Here is a 17,496-nt window from a genome sequence, read left to right on the forward strand (position 1 = left end):
GGTGGGCCTGTTGCGCCGGCTTCAAGCCTGGCGGGGCAGGTCTGTGATGGATTCGGAGGGTCGCGTTCGGGCGTCGGCGTCTTCGGCCTCGACCATGGCCCAGACGCGGCGGAACGGTCCGCGCGTGCGCAGCAGCTCCTCGCCGGCCTGGGCCGCCAGCTCGGCGGGCAGCCATTGCGGGCTGCCCAGGCTGGCGCTCAGCCAGGCGCGCCGGGCGTTCTCCTCGAACAGAAAGGCGCCCGCCACGGCTTCTTCCACCGTGGCGCCGGTGATGGTGGCGCCGTGGGCGCACATCAGCACCGCGCGATGCGGGCCCAGCGTGCGCGCCAGCGCGGCGCCGCGCGGGCGGTCGTTGACCAGGCGCGGGTCGGGGTGGACGGGAATGCCGTCGTGGAACAGCGTGCCCATCAGGTGTATGGGCCGCAGCGCATGCCCGCTGGTGGTGAAGGCGGTCGAGTGCATGCCGTGGTAGTGGATCACGCAGCCGACGTCGGGCCGGGCCGCCAGCACTTCGAGGTGGATGGGAAATTCGCCGGGCGCGTCGCCGTGGCCGGCGAGCTTGCGGCCATGGAAATCCAGGGTGACGAAATCCTCGGGGCCGGCATCGCACCCCAGCGAATGGCGCGTCACCATGAAGCGGTCGGCCCCGGGAAGGCGTACCGCCAGGTGGCCGAAGCCTTCGATGAAGCCGCGCCGGTACAGGAAGCGCCAGCCCTGGGCCGCCTTGGCGAGCAGGGGGGCGGGGTCAGGATTCATCGCGAACGTGCAGCGTCATCGTTCCGATGCCCGTGATGCTGCCGACCAGCCGGTCACCATCGGCCAGCTGCGAGACGCCGGCCGGCGTGCCGGTGGTGATCAGCGTACCGGGCTGCAGCGTGGTCACGCTGGACAGGAAGCGGATCAGGTCGCGCAGGCCGTTGATCATGTCGCGCGTGTGCGCCTGCATGACGGTGCTGCCGTTCTGCCGGACCTCGATATGAAGATCCTGCGGTTCGGCGATCTCGTCGCGGGTCACGATCCACGGGCCGACGCCGCAGAAGGTGTCGAAGCCCTTGCGGATGTTGCGCGTGTTGCGCTGGCGGCCCCAGGGGTCGCGCACGCTGATGTCCCAGCACATGGTGTAGCCGTAGATGTAGTCCAGCGCCGCCTCGGCGCTCACCTTGCGCGCCGGCCGGCCGATTACCGCGCACAGTTCGCATTCGAAGTCGACGTGGCGCGCAACGCGCGGCAGCAGCACGGTGCCGTCCGGGCCGACCAGGGACGAGGCGGGCTTGAGGAAAATCTCGGCCATCAGGTCGTCGCCGCTCATCCGGGTGCGGTCGTAGGCGCCCACGCGCTCTTTCATCTCGGCCTGGTGCGAGTCGTAGTTGGCCGCCGCCGCCCAGATCGCGGGCGGCGCATCCAGCGGCGTCAGCAGGCGCACCGAGCCGCCGGCCAGCGGCGCGCCGCGGCGGGCCGCCGCCAGCGCTTCGGCCGCGCCGGGGTGGGTCGCCAGCACGCCGACGACCTCGTTCATGCCCGCATGGGGCGCGATGAGTCCGGCTGCGACCAGCGGCGCGCGCAGGGGATAGACGGCGTCGCCGTCCACCAGCCCCGGTTCGCCATCGTTGAAACGACAAATCTTCATTGCTTGCTGACTCCAGAGAAACCGGGCGGCCGCCGCGGCGCCCTATTGCGGTTCGATGCCGACCTTGGCAAGGGTGGCGCGCCATTTGTCGATGTCCTGCTGCATGCGCGCGGTCATCTGTTCCGGCGTGCTGGCTTCGGGCCGCACGCCCAGCGCGATCAGCTCTTTCTGCACCTCCGGCGAGGCCACCGCGGCGTTGAATTCCCGCGACAGGCGCTCGATCACCGGTGCGGGCGTGGCCGCCGGCACGCTGATGCCGTTCCAGGAGCTGGCTTCGTAGCCGGGATAGCCGCTCTCGGCGATGGTCGGCACCTCGGGCAGTCCCGGGAAGCGCTGGCGCGAGGTGACGGCGATGGGCCGCAGCAGCTTCTGCTCGATCTGCGCATTGACGCCGGGCAGGATCTCGAAGCCCACCTGCACGGCCTTGGAGCGCAGCGCGGCGATGATTTCGCCGGTGGTCTTGTAGGGCACGATCACGGCCTCGATGCCGGTGGCCGACTTGAACATTTCGGCCGCGAGGTGCAGCGTGCTGCCCAGGCGCGAGGTGGCGATGTTGAGCGCGCCGGGATTGGCCTTGGCATAGGCGACCACGTCGGCGACCGTCTTGAATGGCGAGCCGGCGTCGGTGATGAACGCGAAGTCGAACGACGCCATGGTCGAGACATGCTTGAAGTCGCCCATCAGGCTGTACGGCAGCCGCTTGAACAGCGAGTCGGTCAGCGCCGTGCCGCTGCCCGCCATCAGCAGCGTGTAGCCGTCGGGCTTGGCCTTGGCAACCGCCACCGGCGCCACCATGGGAGCGGGCTTGTTGTCGATCACCACGGCCTGGCCGATGTTCTCGGCCACCTTCTTGGCGACGATGCGCGCCACCACGTCGCCGGCCCCGCCTGGCCCGAAAGCGACGTACAGTTCAATGGAGCGGGCGGGGAACTGCTGTGCGCCTGCCGAGGCGCAGGCCGTGGCCAGCACCAGCGCGGCCGTGCGGCGGATGCCGGGCGATAGTATTTTCATGGTGTCTCCTCCCTGCTTGCAGGGCAGGGCCGTTCTGGCGCTCTCCGGCGCCGGCGACGGCCCGCGGTTCGTATCGGGTGTCGTTGACGGCGGAGATGGTTGCATTGCGGCAAGGGAGCGTCTATTGAATAAATCTGTACTCGGGTTGATCGGATGGTTAAGCAGCCGCGGGCGCGTCACGGGCGTGATGTATGATCAGCGCGCCCAGGCGCAGAGCGCTGGAAGGAGGCGGCAGCGATGACACATCTGATTCTGGTCCTGTTGGGCGCTGACTACCTGCGCCATCGCTGGCGCGCGCTGGCCGCCGCCGGCATCGTGTTCCTGCTGGCGGGGGCGGCGATGATCGTCGATGCGCTCGACGGCGTGCGCTACTTTCCCATCGGATTGTTCGCGATCCTGTTCGTGGTCGAGGGCCTGGCCACGCTGGCCATCGCGCACAGCGGCGTCGGCGGACAACGCGTGCTGCGCTATACGAAGGGCCTGTTCGTCCTGCTGGCCGGCGGGCTGATCCTGGCGGGGCAGCACCACGGCAACTTCGTGCTGTCGATGATCTTCGGGCTGCTGTTCCTGCTCGACGGGCTGATCCAGTGCCTGGCCGGCTACGTCGTGCGCTATCCGCGCTGGCGCTACGTATTCGCATGGGGCGTGCTGGAAATCCTGATGGCGATCTTCTTCTTCCAGCCCTATCCCACCCATTATGCGGGAACGCTGCCCTATTGCATGGGCCTGTTCCTGGCTTTCGCCGGGCTCAAGCTGCTGTCCTTGTCCTGGCGGGCCAAGAACCTGGACTCCAATCCGGCCTTCCTGTCCAGCCGCAATCTCGAGCTGCGCCCGACCGGCACGGAAATGCCTGTGCCGCGCAAAGTGTGGGACGGCCCGCCGGAAGCGACCGAGCACGCGCTCACCGTGCACGTCTGGACGCCTTCCGGCTCGGCGCGCACCGAGACGCGCAACTATCCCGTGGTCGGCCGCTACATCGTGGCGGTCGACGTCAATGGCGTGGTCTCGACCGGCCATGCCGCGCTCGAGGCGCCGGAAGGCATCTACATCAGCCTGTATCCGGGCGTGGAGATCGACCGCTCCCCGGACGAATTCGGCAATCTCCTGCGGGCCACCGAAGAGAACAACGTGCCCGGCGTATTCCAGCCCGACTACGCTACCGAGGCCCAGGCATGGCGGCCTTCCAACGTGCAGGTGCGCATCCGCAACTACGACGCGGGCAAGCTGCGGGCCCATTGGGAAAGCTGCCGCGAGCTCAAGGTCTACAACCTGACCCACCGCAACTGCTCCAGCACCGTGTCGGGCGCGCTGGAGGCCGCGCTGGAAGGCGTGGTCGGTCGCCTGCACGGACCGGAGGCAGGATGGGGCGTGCTGCTGCGGCTGCTGATGACGCCCGAGTTGTGGGTGGCGGCGCAGATCCGCCAGCGCGCGCTGACCATGGCCTGGACGCCCGGGCTGACGCTCGACTACGCGCGCGCCTTGAGCATGCTGGCCGACCCGCGGCCGTTCGGCTGGTGGAAGATGTTGCAGTCGGCGCTGCGGCAGATGTCCCGGCTGCGCGCCCGCTGGCGCCGCGAGGATCAGGCGGCGCACAAGCCGCGCTCCTAAGCGCGGGCAGGCCGGCTGCTCAGTGTGCCTACATGCGCCTTCATGGTGGCGATCAGGCTCTCGGCTGCGGGCGAGAGAGATCGTCCCTTCTTGGTGACGATGAACAGATCACGGGCGATGACGGGTTCTGTCAGCTTGATGGCGAATAATTCCCGTAAATCGACCAGATAGGAAGGCAGGATGGCAACACCCAGGCCTTGCTCCGTCATGGCCAATGCGGTGGACAGGTATTCGGCTTCGTAGGTAGGCGAGAACTCGACGCCCGCCGCGCCCAGACTGTCTTCGATCAGATCGCGGATACCGCTGCCGCGCGGGCCGGCTATGGTCGTCAGGCCTTCGATCGCCTTCCACTTCATGGACCGTCGCGAGGACAAGGGGGAGTCGCGCCGGCAGATCAGGCATAGGTAGTCGGCGATGAGTGGTTCCAGCGCTACCTCCCGCGAGCGCCGCCCGGGTGTTCCTATGCTGAATTCCACGGCTTCATCGACGACGCTATCCACCAGATCCCGAGGAGCCATGTCGCGCATGGTGACGCTGATTGCCGGGAAGTCGGCCGCGAAGGTTTTCAGCACGGCGGGCAGGAAAGCCGCCGCCGCAGCCGGCGTCGCGGCGAATGTGACCCTGCCGCGGGTGCGCTCCAACGTGCCGCGAGCGCTGTTGCCCAGCCTGTCGACGCCTGCCAGCACGTCGAGCGCAGGGCCGAGCGCATCGACGGCCGCCTGAGTGGGCTTGAGCGTGCGTGTGGTGCGGTCGAATAGGCGCACCCCGAGCTCCTCTTCGAATTGCCGCACCAGGACGCTGACCGCAGCCTGGGTCAGCGACATTCTGGCGGCAGCCCGGGTCAGGCTGCCCAGTTGATAGACGTGGACGAATGCACGTACTTGGCGCAGCGTGATATTCATAAAAAAAATTTGCGAGATCGAAAATATATTTCGATTTTATTGTGAAAGATCATGGCGTGTAATGCGGCCTGTCAATGTCACGGTAGGCAAGAGATGAGTCCGGTAATCGATGTGCATACGCATATGGTCAGTGAGGCGTGGCTGAAGCTGCTGCGCGATCATGGCGGGACTAAGTACCAGTTCAGGGAAACAGCGGATCTGCCGTTGATTCTTTGCGACGGGGCGCCTTTTTTCACGTTGAACCGCAACATGTTCGACTACGAAGCCCGCATCCGGAACATGGACGCGGCGGGAGTGGATGTGTCGGTCGTTTCGCTGACTGCGCCAAGCTGTTTTTTCGGCGGGCCAGAGGTCAGCCTGCTGGCAGCGCGAACGATGAACGATGAGCTGGCCGCGGCCCGGCGAGCGTATCCGGACCGGATCCGGTTCTTTGCCACGATTCCCTGGCAGTATCCGGATCTCGCCGTCGCAGAGCTGAAGCGCGCTCATGCCTCGGGAGCTTCGGGGGTGATGGTGATCGCCAACATCGATGGAGCCTCTCTGACCGATCCATTGTTCGCTCCGGTATGGCGTGCCATCGACGATCTTGCCCTGCCTGTGCTGGTGCATCCCACGGCGCCTCCCGGTGTGGCGATGATGGACATGGCCACCTATAACCTGGCGCCGCCTTTGGGCTTCTGCTTTGACACGTCGCTGGCGATTGCCCGCTGCATCTACGACGGATTCTTCGATCGGTACCAGAAGCTGCACATGATCGCCGCCCATGGAGGCGGGGCCTTGCCCTACCTGGTTGGCAGGCTCGATATCTGCCATGAGCGAATCCCGGCATGCGCCGCCCGAATCGAACAGCCGCCTAGCGCGTACATGCGCCGCATACTGGTCGATGCCGTCGTATTCCGCCAGGACGCGCTGGAGATGTGCGTGAGTGTGTGCGGTGCAGAGAATGTTCTGTACGGCTCCGATTATCCACACAACATCGGCGATATGCAGAGTTGCCTGGCGCGGGTCGATGCCTTGCCGGAACCCGCGCGCCAGCTCGTGCGCGGGCGCAATGCGCAGCGGATTTTCGGGTTCTGAGAACGTGGGGTGGCCGTCCAAGGGCGGCGGAATGGCAGAAAGCCGGTCACAACCGGCATGGTGATTGAGGAGACGACATGAAGAGGATGACCATTGCCGGCTTGGCCGGCGCAATCATGTGCCTGGGTATGGGGCTCGCCGCGGCGAGCACGTATCCGGACAAACCGATACGGCTGATCGTGCCGTATACCCCGGGCGGCGCGACGGATATCCTTGCGCGCGAAGTCGGGCAGCGGCTGAGCGGCGTATTGGGCCAGCCGGTCGTTATCGAAAACCGTCCGGGCGGCAGCGGCAATATCGGCGGCGCGCTCGTCGCTCGCGCTGCGCCCGATGGCTATACGCTGCTGCTCGATGGGCTCAACCTCGCCACCAATCCCAGCCTGTTCAGGAACATGCCTTTCGATCCGATCAAGGATCTGACGCCCATTTCTTCCGTCGCTTTGTCCCCGCTGGCGTTGCTGGTCAACCCTGGGGCCGCCGGCCATGCGTCGCTCGCCAGCCTGGTGGCGGCTGCGAAGGCCAGCCCCGGCAAACTGACCTATGCTTCGGCCGGCAATGGCAATCCCACCCACCTGTTTCCCGAGGCGTTCAAGCGCACCGTCGGAATCCAGGTCATGCAAGTTCCTTACAAGGGAACGGCGCCGGCGATGACGGACCTGATGGGCGGCCAGGTGGACATGATGTTCGCTTCGATAGGGAGCGTGCAGAATCTGGTCGGGGCGGGCAAATTGAAGGCGCTGGCGGTGACGGGTGCCAAGCGTTCGGCCTACCTGCCCGAGGTGCCGACCTTCGCGGAGGCCGGGTATCCCGTTCACGAGACGGATCTGGGCACCTGGTGGGCATTGATGGGTCCTGGCGGCCTGCCCGCGCCTGTGGTGCAAGTGCTGAACGAGGCCATCGGCAAAGTTCTGAGAAATCCGGAGACGGTGGCGGCGCTTTCCAAGCTGAGTTTCGACGCAGACCCGATCGAGGCGGCGACGATGCGCGACCGGCTGCAGTCCGAGACGCGAAAGTGGTCGGAAATCATCCACGCGGCAGGCGTGATCGCCGATTAGCGAGGGCATAGTGGACTGCTGGCTGGTCGATGCGGGCGAGCGCGATGAGAGCGTTCGAGGCCTGCCATGGGGCATGCGGGCGGCGGCCGCCCTCGGGGACCATGCATTGCCGGCGGCAATGCTGGCGGAGATTCAGGCATGGGGGCCGGTGCAGCACCTGTCCATCATCGATCGCCGGCTCGACGGCGGCGGATGCACGCTCGAAGCCGCCAGCATTTCCGGCAATGGCGCATACCAGGCCGGGATGTGCTACGTGAGCAAGGGCTTCTATCGGTTCGACAGCGTGGATGCAGTCATGCGCGGAAGCCCGTCCAGCTGCGCTATGGTGCTGCAGTCCAGCCACGAGGTGGCGGTAGCGGAATACCGCGCGCGCTGCTACGAAGACCTTGCCATCGCCCAGCGATGTACCCTGGCGACGGCAAGCGAGGGAAGGGCGATATCGCTGAACCTGTATCGCTGTGTCCCGAATGGCGGTTTCGCCGAGCGCGAGATCGAATCGATGCGGCACATGGCCGCCGACCTGCTGATGCTGGTATCGAAGCATCGCCTGATCGCGCGGCTGCGCGCAATGGCCGAACCGCGTCTGCGCTACCAGAGGCTCAGCGCTACGCTGTCGGAACGGGAACGGCAGGTATTGGCTCGATGCTGCCATGGCTGGACGGCCAAGCAGATCGCCCGCGAACTGCGGTTGGAGGTTTCCACGGTCAATACCTACAAGAACCGTGCGTGCCAGCGTCTCGGGATACGCGGGCAGCGGGGATTGCTCGAATTGCTCGGGGGAAACCTGGATGAGCTGGAGCAGGCCACGGCTTCTCGATGAAAAGCCGCGCCTGGACCTATCCGCGCCTCATGCAATCATCCATGCAGCAGATCCCACAATTCACGGTCTCTTTCCGCCGTCCATACCGTGGGATGTTCTCCCCCCGAAAGTTCCTCCATCGCTCTGGCCACGTCGAACGGCAGCACATGCTGGAATACCGGCCAATCTCCGTATGACGGCTTCATGGCGGCCAGCGTTTTCTCGTAGCAGGTCCGTAGCGATTCGCCGTTATCCAGGCTGCTGCGGGCATGGGCCAGTATGGTGTCCAGGAATCCGCGGGTCCCGTCGATGGCGTCCCTGACCTGCGCGGCGCCGATGAGCGCCGCCCCGCGGCCGGGAACGGCAACCTCGGCGTCGAGGTTGCGCAGCTGTTGCAATGTGCCGCTCCAGGCCTGCAGGTAGCCGTCTCCGGCGTAGACCCCGCAACGGTTTTCCACGAGGTCGCCGGTGAAGAGGATCTTGTCGCCGGGCAGCCAGCAAACGGAGTCGCCGTAGGAGTGGCCGGCGCCAAAACGCATCAGTTGGATCTCGCGTTGTCCGAACCACAGGCTCATGCCGCCATCGAACGTCAGGTGGGGCATGGTCAGCCCCGGGACCTCCTCCACGTTGGCAAAGAGGCGAGGGAACCTGCCCAATTCCGAATCGAAATCGGCTTGCCCGCGCTCCAGGATCCATTGGCGGGTCTGAGCGCTGCTGATAATGGTTGCTTCGCCGAATTCGGCCGCTCCCAGTACCCGAACGGCATGGTAGTGAGTGAGGAACAGGTAGCGTATGGGCTTGTCGGTGACCGAACGGACGGCCGATCGCAATTCTCTGGCCAGGGCCGGAGTGGCCCGCGTATCGACCAGCAGCACTGCGTCGTCGCCGACGATGAAGCCACAGTTCGGATCGGAGTCGCTCATGAATCCGAAGACATCGTTGCCCAGTTCGACCAGGCGTCCGTGCTGCTCCCTGGTATCCGATTCGGAGGCGAAGGAAACAGGGTTCATGCCTGTTCTCCTTCGCCCAAGGCGGCCATGGCGAGACATGCGCGCAGCGTCTCGGCAGCGCCTATCTGGTTGGCAAGGCAAAGGACCAGCCGGGCGTTGAACGCCTCGCTTTGTTCCGGCGCAAGCCCTGAATGAGCTGCCACGAGCTGTTCGTAGAAGTCGTCGGGGGCCTGTATGTGCAAATCGCTTCTGGCTGTCATGGTGTCTCCGGGGAAGATGGGGTGGGGAACGCAAGCGCGTGGCGCACCAGCGATGCGGCATGGCCTGGATCGGCGGCCACGCCGGCAAGATGGGAGTCCGGGCGTATGACGGCGACCTGTCCGGCTCGCGCGCCGACCAGGGCCGATAGGTAGTCATGCGGATCCTGCAGTTCGCCTTCGCTGCCTGCCACGAACGCGACGCGCACCGGCAGTTCCGATTCGAGCGTGCGAAGATAGCGGCACGCCGCGGGTCCGGTGTCGTTGGCGAGCAGCAGCAGCCGGTTGCCCGCCTCGCGCAGCACGGCGGTGAGGCTGGTGGGCCCGCTCTTGCCTTGCAGTGTGAAGTCCGGCATTGCGCGGCCGGCGTATGCGCCTGTGCCGAGGCGCGACATACCCGCATAGTCGTGGGGAGTGCAGAGCCGGCCCGTGTTCAGAAGCGCCTGGGCGAAGGGAAAGCGTCGGCTCAGGTCAAGCACCGCTTGCCGCAAGACATGTTCCGCTCGGCTTTGGGGCCGGATGAAGCGGCCGCTGCGCCGGGTGATGCGGATGTTCGCCTCGGCCGCGGCGCGCCGTTCCTCGCAGTACGAGTCGAGCAGGTTCTCGTTGCAGCGGCTATTGATGACCTGCGCCAATTTCCAGGCCAGATTGTCAGCGTCCTGGATCCCGCTGTTGCCGCCGCGCGCGCCGAAGGGGCTGGTGACATGCGCGGCATCGCCTATGAAGAACACGCGCCGGTGCCTGAACTCCTTCAGCAACTGGGTGCGATAGGCGTATGGACCGACCCATACGATCTCGAAGTCGGCGTCCGGGCCCAGCATCGCCCGCACCCGTTGCTCCGCCACCTCGTGGCGGCTGACTTCCTTGGGATCGGAGTCGGGGTCCATCTGGAAATCCAGGCGCCAGACGCTGTCGGCCATCAGGTGCCGCCAGACCGCGCGGCCTTCGTTGAACGGGGCGTCCACCCAGGTCCACCGTTCCGCAGCGGGATCCTGCCGGAATCGTACGTCGGTGATACACCAACGATCGCTGCCCAACTCCTTGTCCAGAGGCAGGCCCAGGCTTTCCCGCACGGTGCTGTGGACGCCTTCGGCATCGATGACCCATTCTGCCTGCATGCGATAGCGGCCTTCGGGCGTGTCCACCGTCAGCACGCTATGGTCCGCGCGGCAGTCGATGCCGGTCACGCGGTTCTTCCAGCGGATTTCCGCGTTTCCCAGTTCCGCCAGGCGGTCGACCAGGTACCACTCGACGTAGAACTGCTGGATGTTCACGAATGGCGGCATGCGCGATGCGCTTTGGCGGGCCAGGTCCAGCGTGTAGAGCGTGTCGCGGCCCGAAAGCGTGCGGGCGATGGACCAGGTGACGCCTTTTTCCAGTATCCGCCCGGCAATGCCCAAACGATCGAAGATCTCCAGGCTGCGCTGCGCATAGCAGATCCCGCGGCTGGACGCGCCGCGCACGCCTACCGTATCGTCATCGTCCAGCACGATTACCGGAATGCCGCGCAGCGAGAGATCCGCCGCCATGGTCAGGCCGGCCAGCCCTGCCCCGATGACGACGACCGGGTGCCGTAGTTGAGCGCCATCCAGTTCTGCGGGACGATGAAACGGATAGACGGGAAGTTCGTACCTGCTGGCGGACATGACGCAGGGCTCCTGCAAAGTTGCGTTACGCCGCAGGTTAGGAGAGCGCCGGCAGGCTGTCTGTCCTCAAGATTCACGACAGGTCCCGTGTCCTGATTGTTGAGGACAGACCGATGGCGACGACATGGGCAGAATCCATGCCCTGAGGCCGCTTCCGGCCGCAGAATCTATGGAGCTCGCCTGCCATGACGACGCATGTTCCCGATATCCCGCCTGTCCTGGGCTTGCATCACTTCGCCTGGCGCTGCCGGGACGCGGAAGAAACCCGCCATTTCTACGAGACGGTGCTCGGCCTGCCGCTCGTTCATGTGATCCGCCAAGACTATGTGCCGTCCACCGGCGAGTACTGCCCGTACGTGCATATCTTTTTCCAGATGACCGACGGTGCATACATCGCCTTTTTCGATCTGGGCGACGATACGGCGGCGCTTCCTTCTCCCAATACGCCGTCCTGGGTCAATCACATCGCCCTGCGGGTCGAATCCCGCGCTGCCCTCAAAAGCATGAAGGAAAGGTTGGAACACCATGGGGTGGAGGTGCTCGGGGTCACCGACCACCACATCATCGAGTCGATCTATTTCTTCGATCCCAACGGATTGCGCGTCGAATTGACCACCTCGGCAGTGAGCGCCACGCACATGCTGGCGCTTGCCGCCCGGGCGCATGACGACCTCGCCGGCTGGACAGCGATCCGTCGGAATCTACCCGCAGCAGCCACCAACCCGTCGACTACCCAACCATGAAGCCCTACCAGATCGAATTGCTTACGCTGGATGTCCGTCCGGGCGTTCATATGGAGAGCCAGAGCGGGTTGCAGAACCTCCGGCCCCGGATTTTCGGAGCGCTGGCCGTTCCCGGGGAAGACGATCGCGCCGTTGCGGCCATCGTCATGCACCCTACGTCGAATTTCATGGCGCATTACCTGCTGGGGCCGCTGGCCCAGCGCGGCATAGCCTGCCTGGGACTCAATTCCCGATACGCAGGCAACGACACCATGCTGCTCATGGAGCAGGTTTTGCAGGATCTCGGCGCGGGGGTGAAGGCGCTGCGCGGCCGGGGCTATCGCAAGATCGTGTTGATCGGGAACTCCGGGGGAGCGGCGCTGGCGAGCTTCTACCAGGCCCAGGCGGAATGCCTGACCGCGCATACCTATCCCGACGGCCTGCCCACGCACTTGTCCGCCGATGATCTGCCGCCCGCCGACGGACTGGCATTGTCCGCTGCACATGCAGGGCGCTCCCGATTACTGGCCGAATGGCTCGATCCATCGGTGGTCGACGAGCGCGATCCCTTCCTGACGGATGCCGCCCTGGACCTGTATGCCCGGCCATATGGCGAGCCGCTGGATCGCGGCTTCGTTGCACGATTCAGAACCGCGCAATTGCAGCGCCGCGACCGGATCGAAGCATGGGTCGACGCAAGGCTCGCATGGCTACGCTGCCAGAAGGACATGCCTGCCGACCAGACATTCCTGGTGTATCGAACGCACGCGGATCCGCGCCTTGTCGATTTATCGCTGGATGCCAACGACAGAGCGCCCGGGTCGATCTGGGGCGATCCCCGGGCCGTCAACTATGGCGCCAATTCCATGGGCAGACTCAGTACGCTGCGGTCCTGGCTGTCTCAATGGTCGTCCCGATCCCAGGCGGACGGTCCCGACAACATCGCTCGGACTTCCGTGCCGGTATTGCTGCTGACGCATACCGCAGACGCCTCGACCTTTCCCAGTACGGCTGCCTTGTGGAAGCAGGCGGCGGGAGACAGATTGGCGGAAGTGCCGGTTGCCGGCGGCAACCACTATCTGTCGAACCAGCCGGAATTGATCGATCTCAGCGCACAAGCGATACGGGATTGGGTCGACGCCGCCGTGCTGCGGTAGGCGGCCGTATCGCCAGGCCGGGGCCTTGCGAAGTTCCTTCTGGCATGGAGTTTAGTGCGCCGCCCCGCAGACGGGGCACTGCGCGTCGCGCCTGACCCGCACTTCGTGCCATTTCATCGCCAACGCGTCCAGCATCAGCAGCCGGCCGGACAGGCTCGCGCCCACGCCGGCCACCAGCTTGAGCGCCTCGGCCGCCTGGGTGGCGCCAATGATGCCGACCAGCGGCGCGAACACGCCCATGGTGGCGCAGTTGACCGGCTCGACTTCCTCGCCGGCGTCGGGAAACAGGCAGTGGTAGCAAGGCGCGTCGTCCTGGCGCAGGTCGAATACGCTGACCTGGCCGTCGAAACGGATGGCGGCGCCCGACACCAGCGGCTTGCGGTGCTGCACACAGGCGCGGTTGATGTCGTGGCGCGTCGCGAAGTTGTCGGTGCAGTCCAGCACCAGGTCCACCGCCGCCACCTGGGCGGACAGCGCGTCGCCCGTCAGGCGCTCGGTCAGCGCGACGACCTCGATTTCCGGATTGATGGCGTGCAGGGTCTGCCGGCCGGATTCGGCCTTGTAGCGGCCCACGCGTTCGGTCGTGTGCAGGATCTGGCGCTGCAGGTTGGTCAGGTCGACCGTGTCGTCGTCGGCCAGCACCAGCGTGCCCAGCCCGGCCGAGGCGAGATAGAACGCCGCCGGCGACCCGAGGCCGCCGGCGCCGACGATCAGGGCGCGCGCCTCCAGGAGGCGCTGTTGCCCTTCGATGCCGATTTCATCGAGCAGCACATGGCGCGAATAGCGCAGCAACTGCTCGTCGTTCACTTCGCAGGAGCGGGCTCGGGTTGCTCGGGCGGCGTCTGGGCGGGGCCGGTTTCCTTGGCTGCGTCCTTGGCGTCCTTGGCCTTCTCTGCAGGCGTCTTGTTGCGTTCGGCGACTTCGGCGGCGGCCTTGGCGACGTCCTCGGCCTTGGCCAGCTGTACCGGCTTGCCGGCCAGCAGGTTCAGGGCCTGGGCCAGCTGGAAGTCGTCGGCGCTGCCGAACTCGATGGGCTTGAGCTGGCGCCGCTCGGCTTCCTTGGCGGGATCCTGGGCGATCGACTTGCGCTCGTCGTTGGGATCCTTGTCGTTCATCAGGTGGCGCGCGAGGTCGGCCTCGCGCGGGCGCTCGTACAGGTCGCCGTCGGGCGTGTCGGTGACCGAGAAGTCCGGCACGATGCCCTTGGCCTGGATGGAGCGGCCGCTCGGGGTGTAATAGCGCGACGTCGTCAGCTTGATGGCGGATTCGCGCGAGATCGGCAGGATCACCTGCACCGAGCCCTTGCCGAAGGTCTGGGCGCCCAGTACCTTGGCGCGCTTTTGGTCCTGCAGCGCGCCGGCGACGATTTCCGAAGCGGAGGCCGAGCCGGCGTTGACCAGCACCACCATGGGCACGGTCTTGGTCCAGGCCGGCAGGCGCTTGACGTAGTCGTCGGCGCCGCGCAGGTAGTCGGCCGGCGTGGTCTCATACTTGCGCTTGGCGTCGGGCGTGCGGCCGTCGGTGGAGACCACCAGCGAGTTCTGCGGCAGGAAGGCCGCCGAGACGCCGATGGCGCTGTGCAGCAGGCCGCCCGGGTCGTTGCGCAGGTCCAGCACCAGGCCCTTGGGCGTGCCGTTCCTGCCCAGACGCTCCAGGTGGGTGGCCAGGTCGGCCCCGGTCTGTTCCTGGAACTGGGCGATGCGCACGAAGGCCACGCCGTTGTCCAGTGTCTTGCTGCGCACGCTCTGGACCTTGATGACGTCGCGCTCGATGGTCACGACGATGGGCTGGGGCTCGCTCTTGCGCACCAGCGTCAGCGTGATCGAGGTCTTGGGCTTGCCGCGCATCAGCTTGACGGCGTCGTTGAGCAGCAGGCCTTTGGTGGTTTTGTCGTCGATCTTGACGATCAGGTCGCCGGCTTTCACGCCGGCGCGCGCGGCGGGCGTGTCCTCGATGGGCGAGATGACCTTGACGAAGCCGTCCTCGGTGCCGACCTCGATGCCCAGGCCGCCGAACTCGCCCTGCGTGACGGTCTGCATTTCCCGGTAGGCGTCGGCATCCAGGTAGGCCGAGTGCGGATCCAGGTCGGACAGCATGCCGGCGATGGCGCCGTCGATCAGTTTCTTGTCTTCGACCGGTTCGACGTAATTGTTCTTGATCGTGGCGAACACATTGGAGAACTGGCGGATCTCCTCGAGCGGCAGGGGGCCGCGCGTTTCGCGCTGCGCGACCGCTGTGATGCCCAGGCTGACCATGATGCCGGCGACCACGCCGACACCGACCAGGCCGATACTGCGAACTTTACTCTTGCTGCCCATGTATTCCTCCGGGCCACAGCTGGGTTGAAACGCTTGGACTCCCAGGGGCCGCTCGGGTTCTCGTCGAATGTCGATTGATGGAAAAAAAATGGCGCGCGCAGGGCGCCTGCGAAAAGGATATCCGTGCCGGGGGGATCAGCGCAACGACGCCCAATTGAGCGGATCAAACGGCGCGCCGCGATGCCGGAGTTCAAAGTATAGGCCTGATTCCGCCTGCCCTCCGGTCGCCCCGACGTTGGCGACCACGTCGCCGCCCTTGACATCGTCGCCGACGTGGCGCAGCACCGACTGGTTGTTGCCATAAATGGACAGATACTGGCTGCCGTGATCGATGATCAGCAGGTTGCCGAAGCCGCGCAGCCAATCCGCGAACACCACTTTGCCGGCGGCCACCGCGTGCACGTCCGTGCCTTCGGAGGCGCGGATGAACACGCCCTTCCACGAACCTCCCTCGCCGCGCGGCGAGCCGAAGCGGCCGACCACGTCGCCGCGCACCGGCAGGCGCAGGCGTCCGCGCAGTTTCTCGAACTGGCCCGCCAGCGAGGCGTCGGGCAGCGTGTCGTTGCGCGCGACGGCGCGTTCGGGCGGCGGCTCCGGCGGCGGAGGAGGGGGAGGCGGCGGCTTGCCGGCGGCGCGCGCGGCTTGTTCCGCGGCCCGCTGCTCGGCAGCGCGCCGGGCCTGTTCCGCCGCCCGGCGCGCCTGCTCTGCCTTGCGCGCCTGTTCGGCCTTGCGGCGGGCTTCCTCGGCGCGCTGCGCCAACATCCGGGTCAGGTCTTCGATCACACGGGACAGGCGCTGTTCGTCGCGCGCCAGGTTGGCGGCCTGGCGGCGCTGGGTGTCCAGCTTGGAAGACAATTGCTGCAGCACCTTGCGGCGCTGCTCGGACTGCTTGATCAGCTCCTGGCGCTGGCCGGCTTCCTCGGCGGCCAGCTGGGCCAGCTCGGCGCGCTTGGCGTCGGCCTGGGCGCGCATCTTGCCCAGGTCGTCCAGTTCTTCCTGCAACTCGGTCACGGTCTGCGCGCGCGACTGGGCGATGTAGCCCAGGTAGGCGAGGTTGCGGTTCAGCCGCTGCGGGTCGTCGCCCGACAGCAGCGCGCCCCAGGGCGTCAGGCCGCCCACCGCGTACTGGCGGCGCAGCAGTTCGGCCAGATGGGCCTGGCGCTGGGCAAGATTCTTTTCTTTCTCGGCGATGGCCTGTGTCTGCTTTGCCAGTTCGGCATTGGCGCGGCGCTGGTTGCCGCCGATCTCGGCCAGGCGGCGGTTGGCCCGGGAAATGGTCTGCTCCGACTCCTTCAAGGCGTCGGCCGCGTCGGCATGCTCTTCCTCGCCTTCGGCGATGTCTTTCTTGAGCGCATCCAGGCGCTTGCGCAGCGCTTCGCGCTCACGCGCGACCGCCGCCGGGTCGGTCGCCTTGCCCGCGTCGGCGGCGGCGGCCGGCAGCGGCCAGCCGGCCGAGGCGGGCAGCGCGATCAGCAGAACCGCCGCCAGCCGCTTCACTTGGCCTGGGCCTTTCCTTGGGCGGCCACGGCCGCCATGGCGGCGGCGATCTCGTCGGCATTGCCAAGGTAGTAGTGGCGGATGGGCTTGAGGTCGTCGTCCAGTTCGTAGACCAGCGGCTGGGCGGTCGGGATGTTCAGGCCGACGATGTCGTCGTCCGAGATGCCGTCCAGGTGCTTGATCAGCGCGCGCAGGCTGTTGCCGTGGGCGGCGATCAGCACGCGCTTGCCGGCTTTCAGCGAGGGGGCGATGGTGTCGTTCCAGTAAGGCACCACGCGCGCAACGGTGTCCTTCAGGCATTCGGTGGCGGGCAGCTCGGCGGGGTCCAGGTCCTGGTAGCGGGCGTCGAAGCGCGGGTGGCGCTCATCGTCCTGCGCCAGGGGATCGGGCGCGATGGCGTAGGCGCGGCGCCACGTCAGCACCTGGGCCTCGCCGAACCTGGCGGCGGTCTCGGCCTTGTTCAAACCCTGCAGCGCGCCGTAGTGGCGTTCGTTCAGTCGCCAGCTGGGCTCCACCGGCAGGTACATGCGGTCCATGGCGTCCAGCGCGATCCACAGCGTGCGGATCGCCCGGCGCAGCACCGAGGTGTAGGCCAGGTCGAAGTCGTAGCCTTCCTGCTTGAGCAGTTCGCCGGCCTTGCGGGCCTCTTCGCGGCCTTTTTCCGTCAGATCGATGTCCGTCCAGCCGGTGAAGCGGTTTTCGAGGTTCCATTGGCTTTCGCCGTGACGCATCAGTACGAGTTTGACCATGTCCTGGGGGCAGCCGGGCTGCGTGGTGGAGGTTGAATACAATCGGCCGGGCCGCCCGTACGAGGGAAAAACGGCAGGCCCGGCTTGAAAAAGCGGTACTTATCCGCACATTTTATAATCC

At 66.2% G+C, this 17,496-nt stretch carries 17 protein-coding genes; 6 read left to right on the forward strand and 11 right to left on the reverse strand.

Annotated elements, in window-relative coordinates; translation table 11 throughout:
* Positions 1-21 precede the first annotated feature (21 nt).
* The 3 genes from PIGHUM_RS12950 to PIGHUM_RS12960 are packed head-to-tail and all read right to left on the reverse strand — an operon-like array spanning position 22 to position 2,638.
* On the reverse strand, positions 22-756 hold the full coding sequence (locus tag PIGHUM_RS12950; protein WP_124080025.1) for a class II aldolase/adducin family protein: 735 nt from the start codon (positions 754-756) through the stop codon (positions 22-24).
* Positions 746-1,627 carry a fumarylacetoacetate hydrolase family protein gene (locus PIGHUM_RS12955; protein WP_124080026.1) on the reverse strand — a complete coding sequence of 294 codons (882 nt, stop codon included), beginning with the start codon at positions 1,625-1,627 and terminating at the stop codon, positions 746-748. Before PIGHUM_RS12955 ends, PIGHUM_RS12950 begins: the two co-directional genes overlap by 11 nt.
* Positions 1,628-1,669: 42 nt before the next feature.
* On the reverse strand, positions 1,670-2,638 hold the full coding sequence (locus PIGHUM_RS12960; RefSeq protein WP_124080027.1) for a Bug family tripartite tricarboxylate transporter substrate binding protein: 969 nt from the start codon (positions 2,636-2,638) through the stop codon (positions 1,670-1,672).
* 237 nt (positions 2,639-2,875) lie between these two features.
* On the opposite strand from PIGHUM_RS12960, the gene PIGHUM_RS12965 reads away from it, so the two are divergent.
* Positions 2,876-4,246 carry an HdeD family acid-resistance protein gene (locus tag PIGHUM_RS12965; RefSeq protein ID WP_124080028.1) on the forward strand — a complete coding sequence of 457 codons (1,371 nt, stop codon included), beginning with the start codon at positions 2,876-2,878 and terminating at the stop codon, positions 4,244-4,246.
* Here the strand turns inward: PIGHUM_RS12965 and PIGHUM_RS12970 are convergent.
* Positions 4,243-5,148 carry a LysR family transcriptional regulator gene (locus PIGHUM_RS12970; RefSeq protein WP_124080029.1) on the reverse strand — a complete coding sequence of 302 codons (906 nt, stop codon included), beginning with the start codon at positions 5,146-5,148 and terminating at the stop codon, positions 4,243-4,245. The two genes, PIGHUM_RS12965 and PIGHUM_RS12970, sit on opposite strands and share 4 nt — an antisense overlap.
* 93 nt (positions 5,149-5,241) lie before the next feature.
* Between PIGHUM_RS12970 and PIGHUM_RS12975 the strand changes: the two genes are divergently transcribed.
* The 3 genes from PIGHUM_RS12975 to PIGHUM_RS12985 all read left to right on the forward strand — a co-directional run bounded on the left by PIGHUM_RS12975 (position 5,242) and on the right by PIGHUM_RS12985 (position 8,100).
* Complete coding sequence (locus PIGHUM_RS12975) at positions 5,242-6,225, forward strand: amidohydrolase family protein (RefSeq protein WP_124080030.1); 984 nt, start codon at positions 5,242-5,244, stop codon at positions 6,223-6,225.
* A gap of 77 nt (positions 6,226-6,302) precedes the next feature.
* Positions 6,303-7,280: a tripartite tricarboxylate transporter substrate binding protein gene (locus PIGHUM_RS12980; RefSeq protein ID WP_124080031.1), complete on the forward strand. Its 978-nt coding sequence runs from the start codon at positions 6,303-6,305 to the stop codon at positions 7,278-7,280.
* Between the two features lie 10 nt (positions 7,281-7,290).
* The gene (locus PIGHUM_RS12985; protein WP_124080032.1) at positions 7,291-8,100 is read left to right on the forward strand and encodes a helix-turn-helix transcriptional regulator; all 810 of its coding nucleotides are present in this window, start codon (positions 7,291-7,293) and stop codon (positions 8,098-8,100) included.
* Between the two features lie 35 nt (positions 8,101-8,135).
* Here the strand turns inward: PIGHUM_RS12985 and PIGHUM_RS12990 are convergent, their stop codons facing one another.
* Genes PIGHUM_RS12990 through PIGHUM_RS13000 form a run of 3 tightly spaced genes read right to left on the reverse strand, consistent with a single transcriptional unit; the run spans position 8,136 to position 10,932 of the window.
* Positions 8,136-9,089: an MBL fold metallo-hydrolase gene (locus tag PIGHUM_RS12990; RefSeq protein ID WP_124080033.1), complete on the reverse strand. Its 954-nt coding sequence runs from the start codon at positions 9,087-9,089 to the stop codon at positions 8,136-8,138.
* Positions 9,086-9,289 (reverse strand): DUF2783 domain-containing protein, encoded by a 204-nt coding sequence (locus PIGHUM_RS12995; RefSeq protein WP_124080034.1) that lies wholly within the window; start codon positions 9,287-9,289, stop codon positions 9,086-9,088. Before PIGHUM_RS12995 ends, PIGHUM_RS12990 begins: the two co-directional genes overlap by 4 nt.
* Positions 9,286-10,932, reverse strand: a complete 1,647-nt coding sequence (locus PIGHUM_RS13000; RefSeq protein WP_124080035.1) for an FAD-dependent oxidoreductase — start codon at positions 10,930-10,932, stop codon at positions 9,286-9,288. The genes PIGHUM_RS12995 and PIGHUM_RS13000 overlap by 4 nt, the downstream gene beginning before the upstream one ends.
* A 185-nt stretch (positions 10,933-11,117) precedes the next feature.
* On the opposite strand from PIGHUM_RS13000, the gene PIGHUM_RS13005 reads away from it, so the two are divergent.
* Complete coding sequence (locus tag PIGHUM_RS13005) at positions 11,118-11,675, forward strand: VOC family protein (RefSeq protein WP_124080036.1); 558 nt, start codon at positions 11,118-11,120, stop codon at positions 11,673-11,675.
* Entirely contained in the window at positions 11,672-12,811 is a 1,140-nt protein-coding gene (locus tag PIGHUM_RS13010; RefSeq protein ID WP_124080037.1) for an alpha/beta hydrolase family protein, read from the forward strand. Before PIGHUM_RS13005 ends, PIGHUM_RS13010 begins: the two co-directional genes overlap by 4 nt.
* A gap of 51 nt (positions 12,812-12,862) precedes the next feature.
* Here PIGHUM_RS13010 and PIGHUM_RS13015 read toward each other — a convergent pair whose 3' ends face one another.
* The 4 genes from PIGHUM_RS13015 to gpmA all read right to left on the reverse strand — a co-directional run bounded on the left by PIGHUM_RS13015 (position 12,863) and on the right by gpmA (position 17,375).
* Complete coding sequence (locus PIGHUM_RS13015) at positions 12,863-13,618, reverse strand: HesA/MoeB/ThiF family protein (protein ID WP_124080038.1); 756 nt, start codon at positions 13,616-13,618, stop codon at positions 12,863-12,865.
* Entirely contained in the window at positions 13,615-15,129 is a 1,515-nt protein-coding gene (locus tag PIGHUM_RS13020) for a S41 family peptidase (RefSeq protein ID WP_124080039.1), read from the reverse strand. The genes PIGHUM_RS13015 and PIGHUM_RS13020 overlap by 4 nt, the downstream gene beginning before the upstream one ends.
* A gap of 135 nt (positions 15,130-15,264) precedes the next feature.
* Entirely contained in the window at positions 15,265-16,626 is a 1,362-nt protein-coding gene (locus PIGHUM_RS13025; protein ID WP_124080040.1) for a murein hydrolase activator EnvC family protein, read from the reverse strand.
* Positions 16,623-17,375 (reverse strand): 2,3-diphosphoglycerate-dependent phosphoglycerate mutase, encoded by a 753-nt coding sequence (gene gpmA, locus PIGHUM_RS13030; protein WP_124080041.1) that lies wholly within the window; start codon positions 17,373-17,375, stop codon positions 16,623-16,625. The genes PIGHUM_RS13025 and gpmA overlap by 4 nt, the downstream gene beginning before the upstream one ends.
* Positions 17,376-17,496: the final 121 nt, after the last annotated feature.

The organism is Pigmentiphaga humi (assembly GCF_900606115.1).
GTDB lineage: Bacteria > Pseudomonadota > Gammaproteobacteria > Burkholderiales > Burkholderiaceae_B > Pigmentiphaga > Pigmentiphaga humi.

Excerpts from the sequence above, each read along its gene's own strand:
- PIGHUM_RS13010 (WP_124080037.1), top strand. The coding sequence starts at position 11,672 with ATGAAGCCCTACCAGATCGAATTGCTTACGCTGGATGTCCGTCCGGGC.
- PIGHUM_RS12965 (WP_124080028.1), top strand. The coding sequence starts at position 2,876 with ATGACACATCTGATTCTGGTCCTGTTGGGCGCTGACTACCTGCGCCAT.
- PIGHUM_RS12995 (WP_124080034.1), bottom strand. The coding sequence starts at position 9,289 with ATGACAGCCAGAAGCGATTTGCACATACAGGCCCCCGACGACTTCTAC.
- PIGHUM_RS12955 (WP_124080026.1), bottom strand. The coding sequence starts at position 1,627 with ATGAAGATTTGTCGTTTCAACGATGGCGAACCGGGGCTGGTGGACGGC.
- PIGHUM_RS12980 (WP_124080031.1), top strand. The coding sequence starts at position 6,303 with ATGAAGAGGATGACCATTGCCGGCTTGGCCGGCGCAATCATGTGCCTG.
- PIGHUM_RS12950 (WP_124080025.1), bottom strand. The coding sequence starts at position 756 with ATGAATCCTGACCCCGCCCCCCTGCTCGCCAAGGCGGCCCAGGGCTGG.
- PIGHUM_RS13020 (WP_124080039.1), bottom strand. The coding sequence starts at position 15,129 with ATGGGCAGCAAGAGTAAAGTTCGCAGTATCGGCCTGGTCGGTGTCGGC.
- PIGHUM_RS12975 (WP_124080030.1), top strand. The coding sequence starts at position 5,242 with ATGAGTCCGGTAATCGATGTGCATACGCATATGGTCAGTGAGGCGTGG.
- PIGHUM_RS13000 (WP_124080035.1), bottom strand. The coding sequence starts at position 10,932 with ATGTCCGCCAGCAGGTACGAACTTCCCGTCTATCCGTTTCATCGTCCC.
- PIGHUM_RS12990 (WP_124080033.1), bottom strand. The coding sequence starts at position 9,089 with ATGAACCCTGTTTCCTTCGCCTCCGAATCGGATACCAGGGAGCAGCAC.
- PIGHUM_RS13005 (WP_124080036.1), top strand. The coding sequence starts at position 11,118 with ATGACGACGCATGTTCCCGATATCCCGCCTGTCCTGGGCTTGCATCAC.
- PIGHUM_RS12970 (WP_124080029.1), bottom strand. The coding sequence starts at position 5,148 with ATGAATATCACGCTGCGCCAAGTACGTGCATTCGTCCACGTCTATCAA.
- PIGHUM_RS12960 (WP_124080027.1), bottom strand. The coding sequence starts at position 2,638 with ATGAAAATACTATCGCCCGGCATCCGCCGCACGGCCGCGCTGGTGCTG.
- gpmA (WP_124080041.1), bottom strand. The coding sequence starts at position 17,375 with ATGGTCAAACTCGTACTGATGCGTCACGGCGAAAGCCAATGGAACCTC.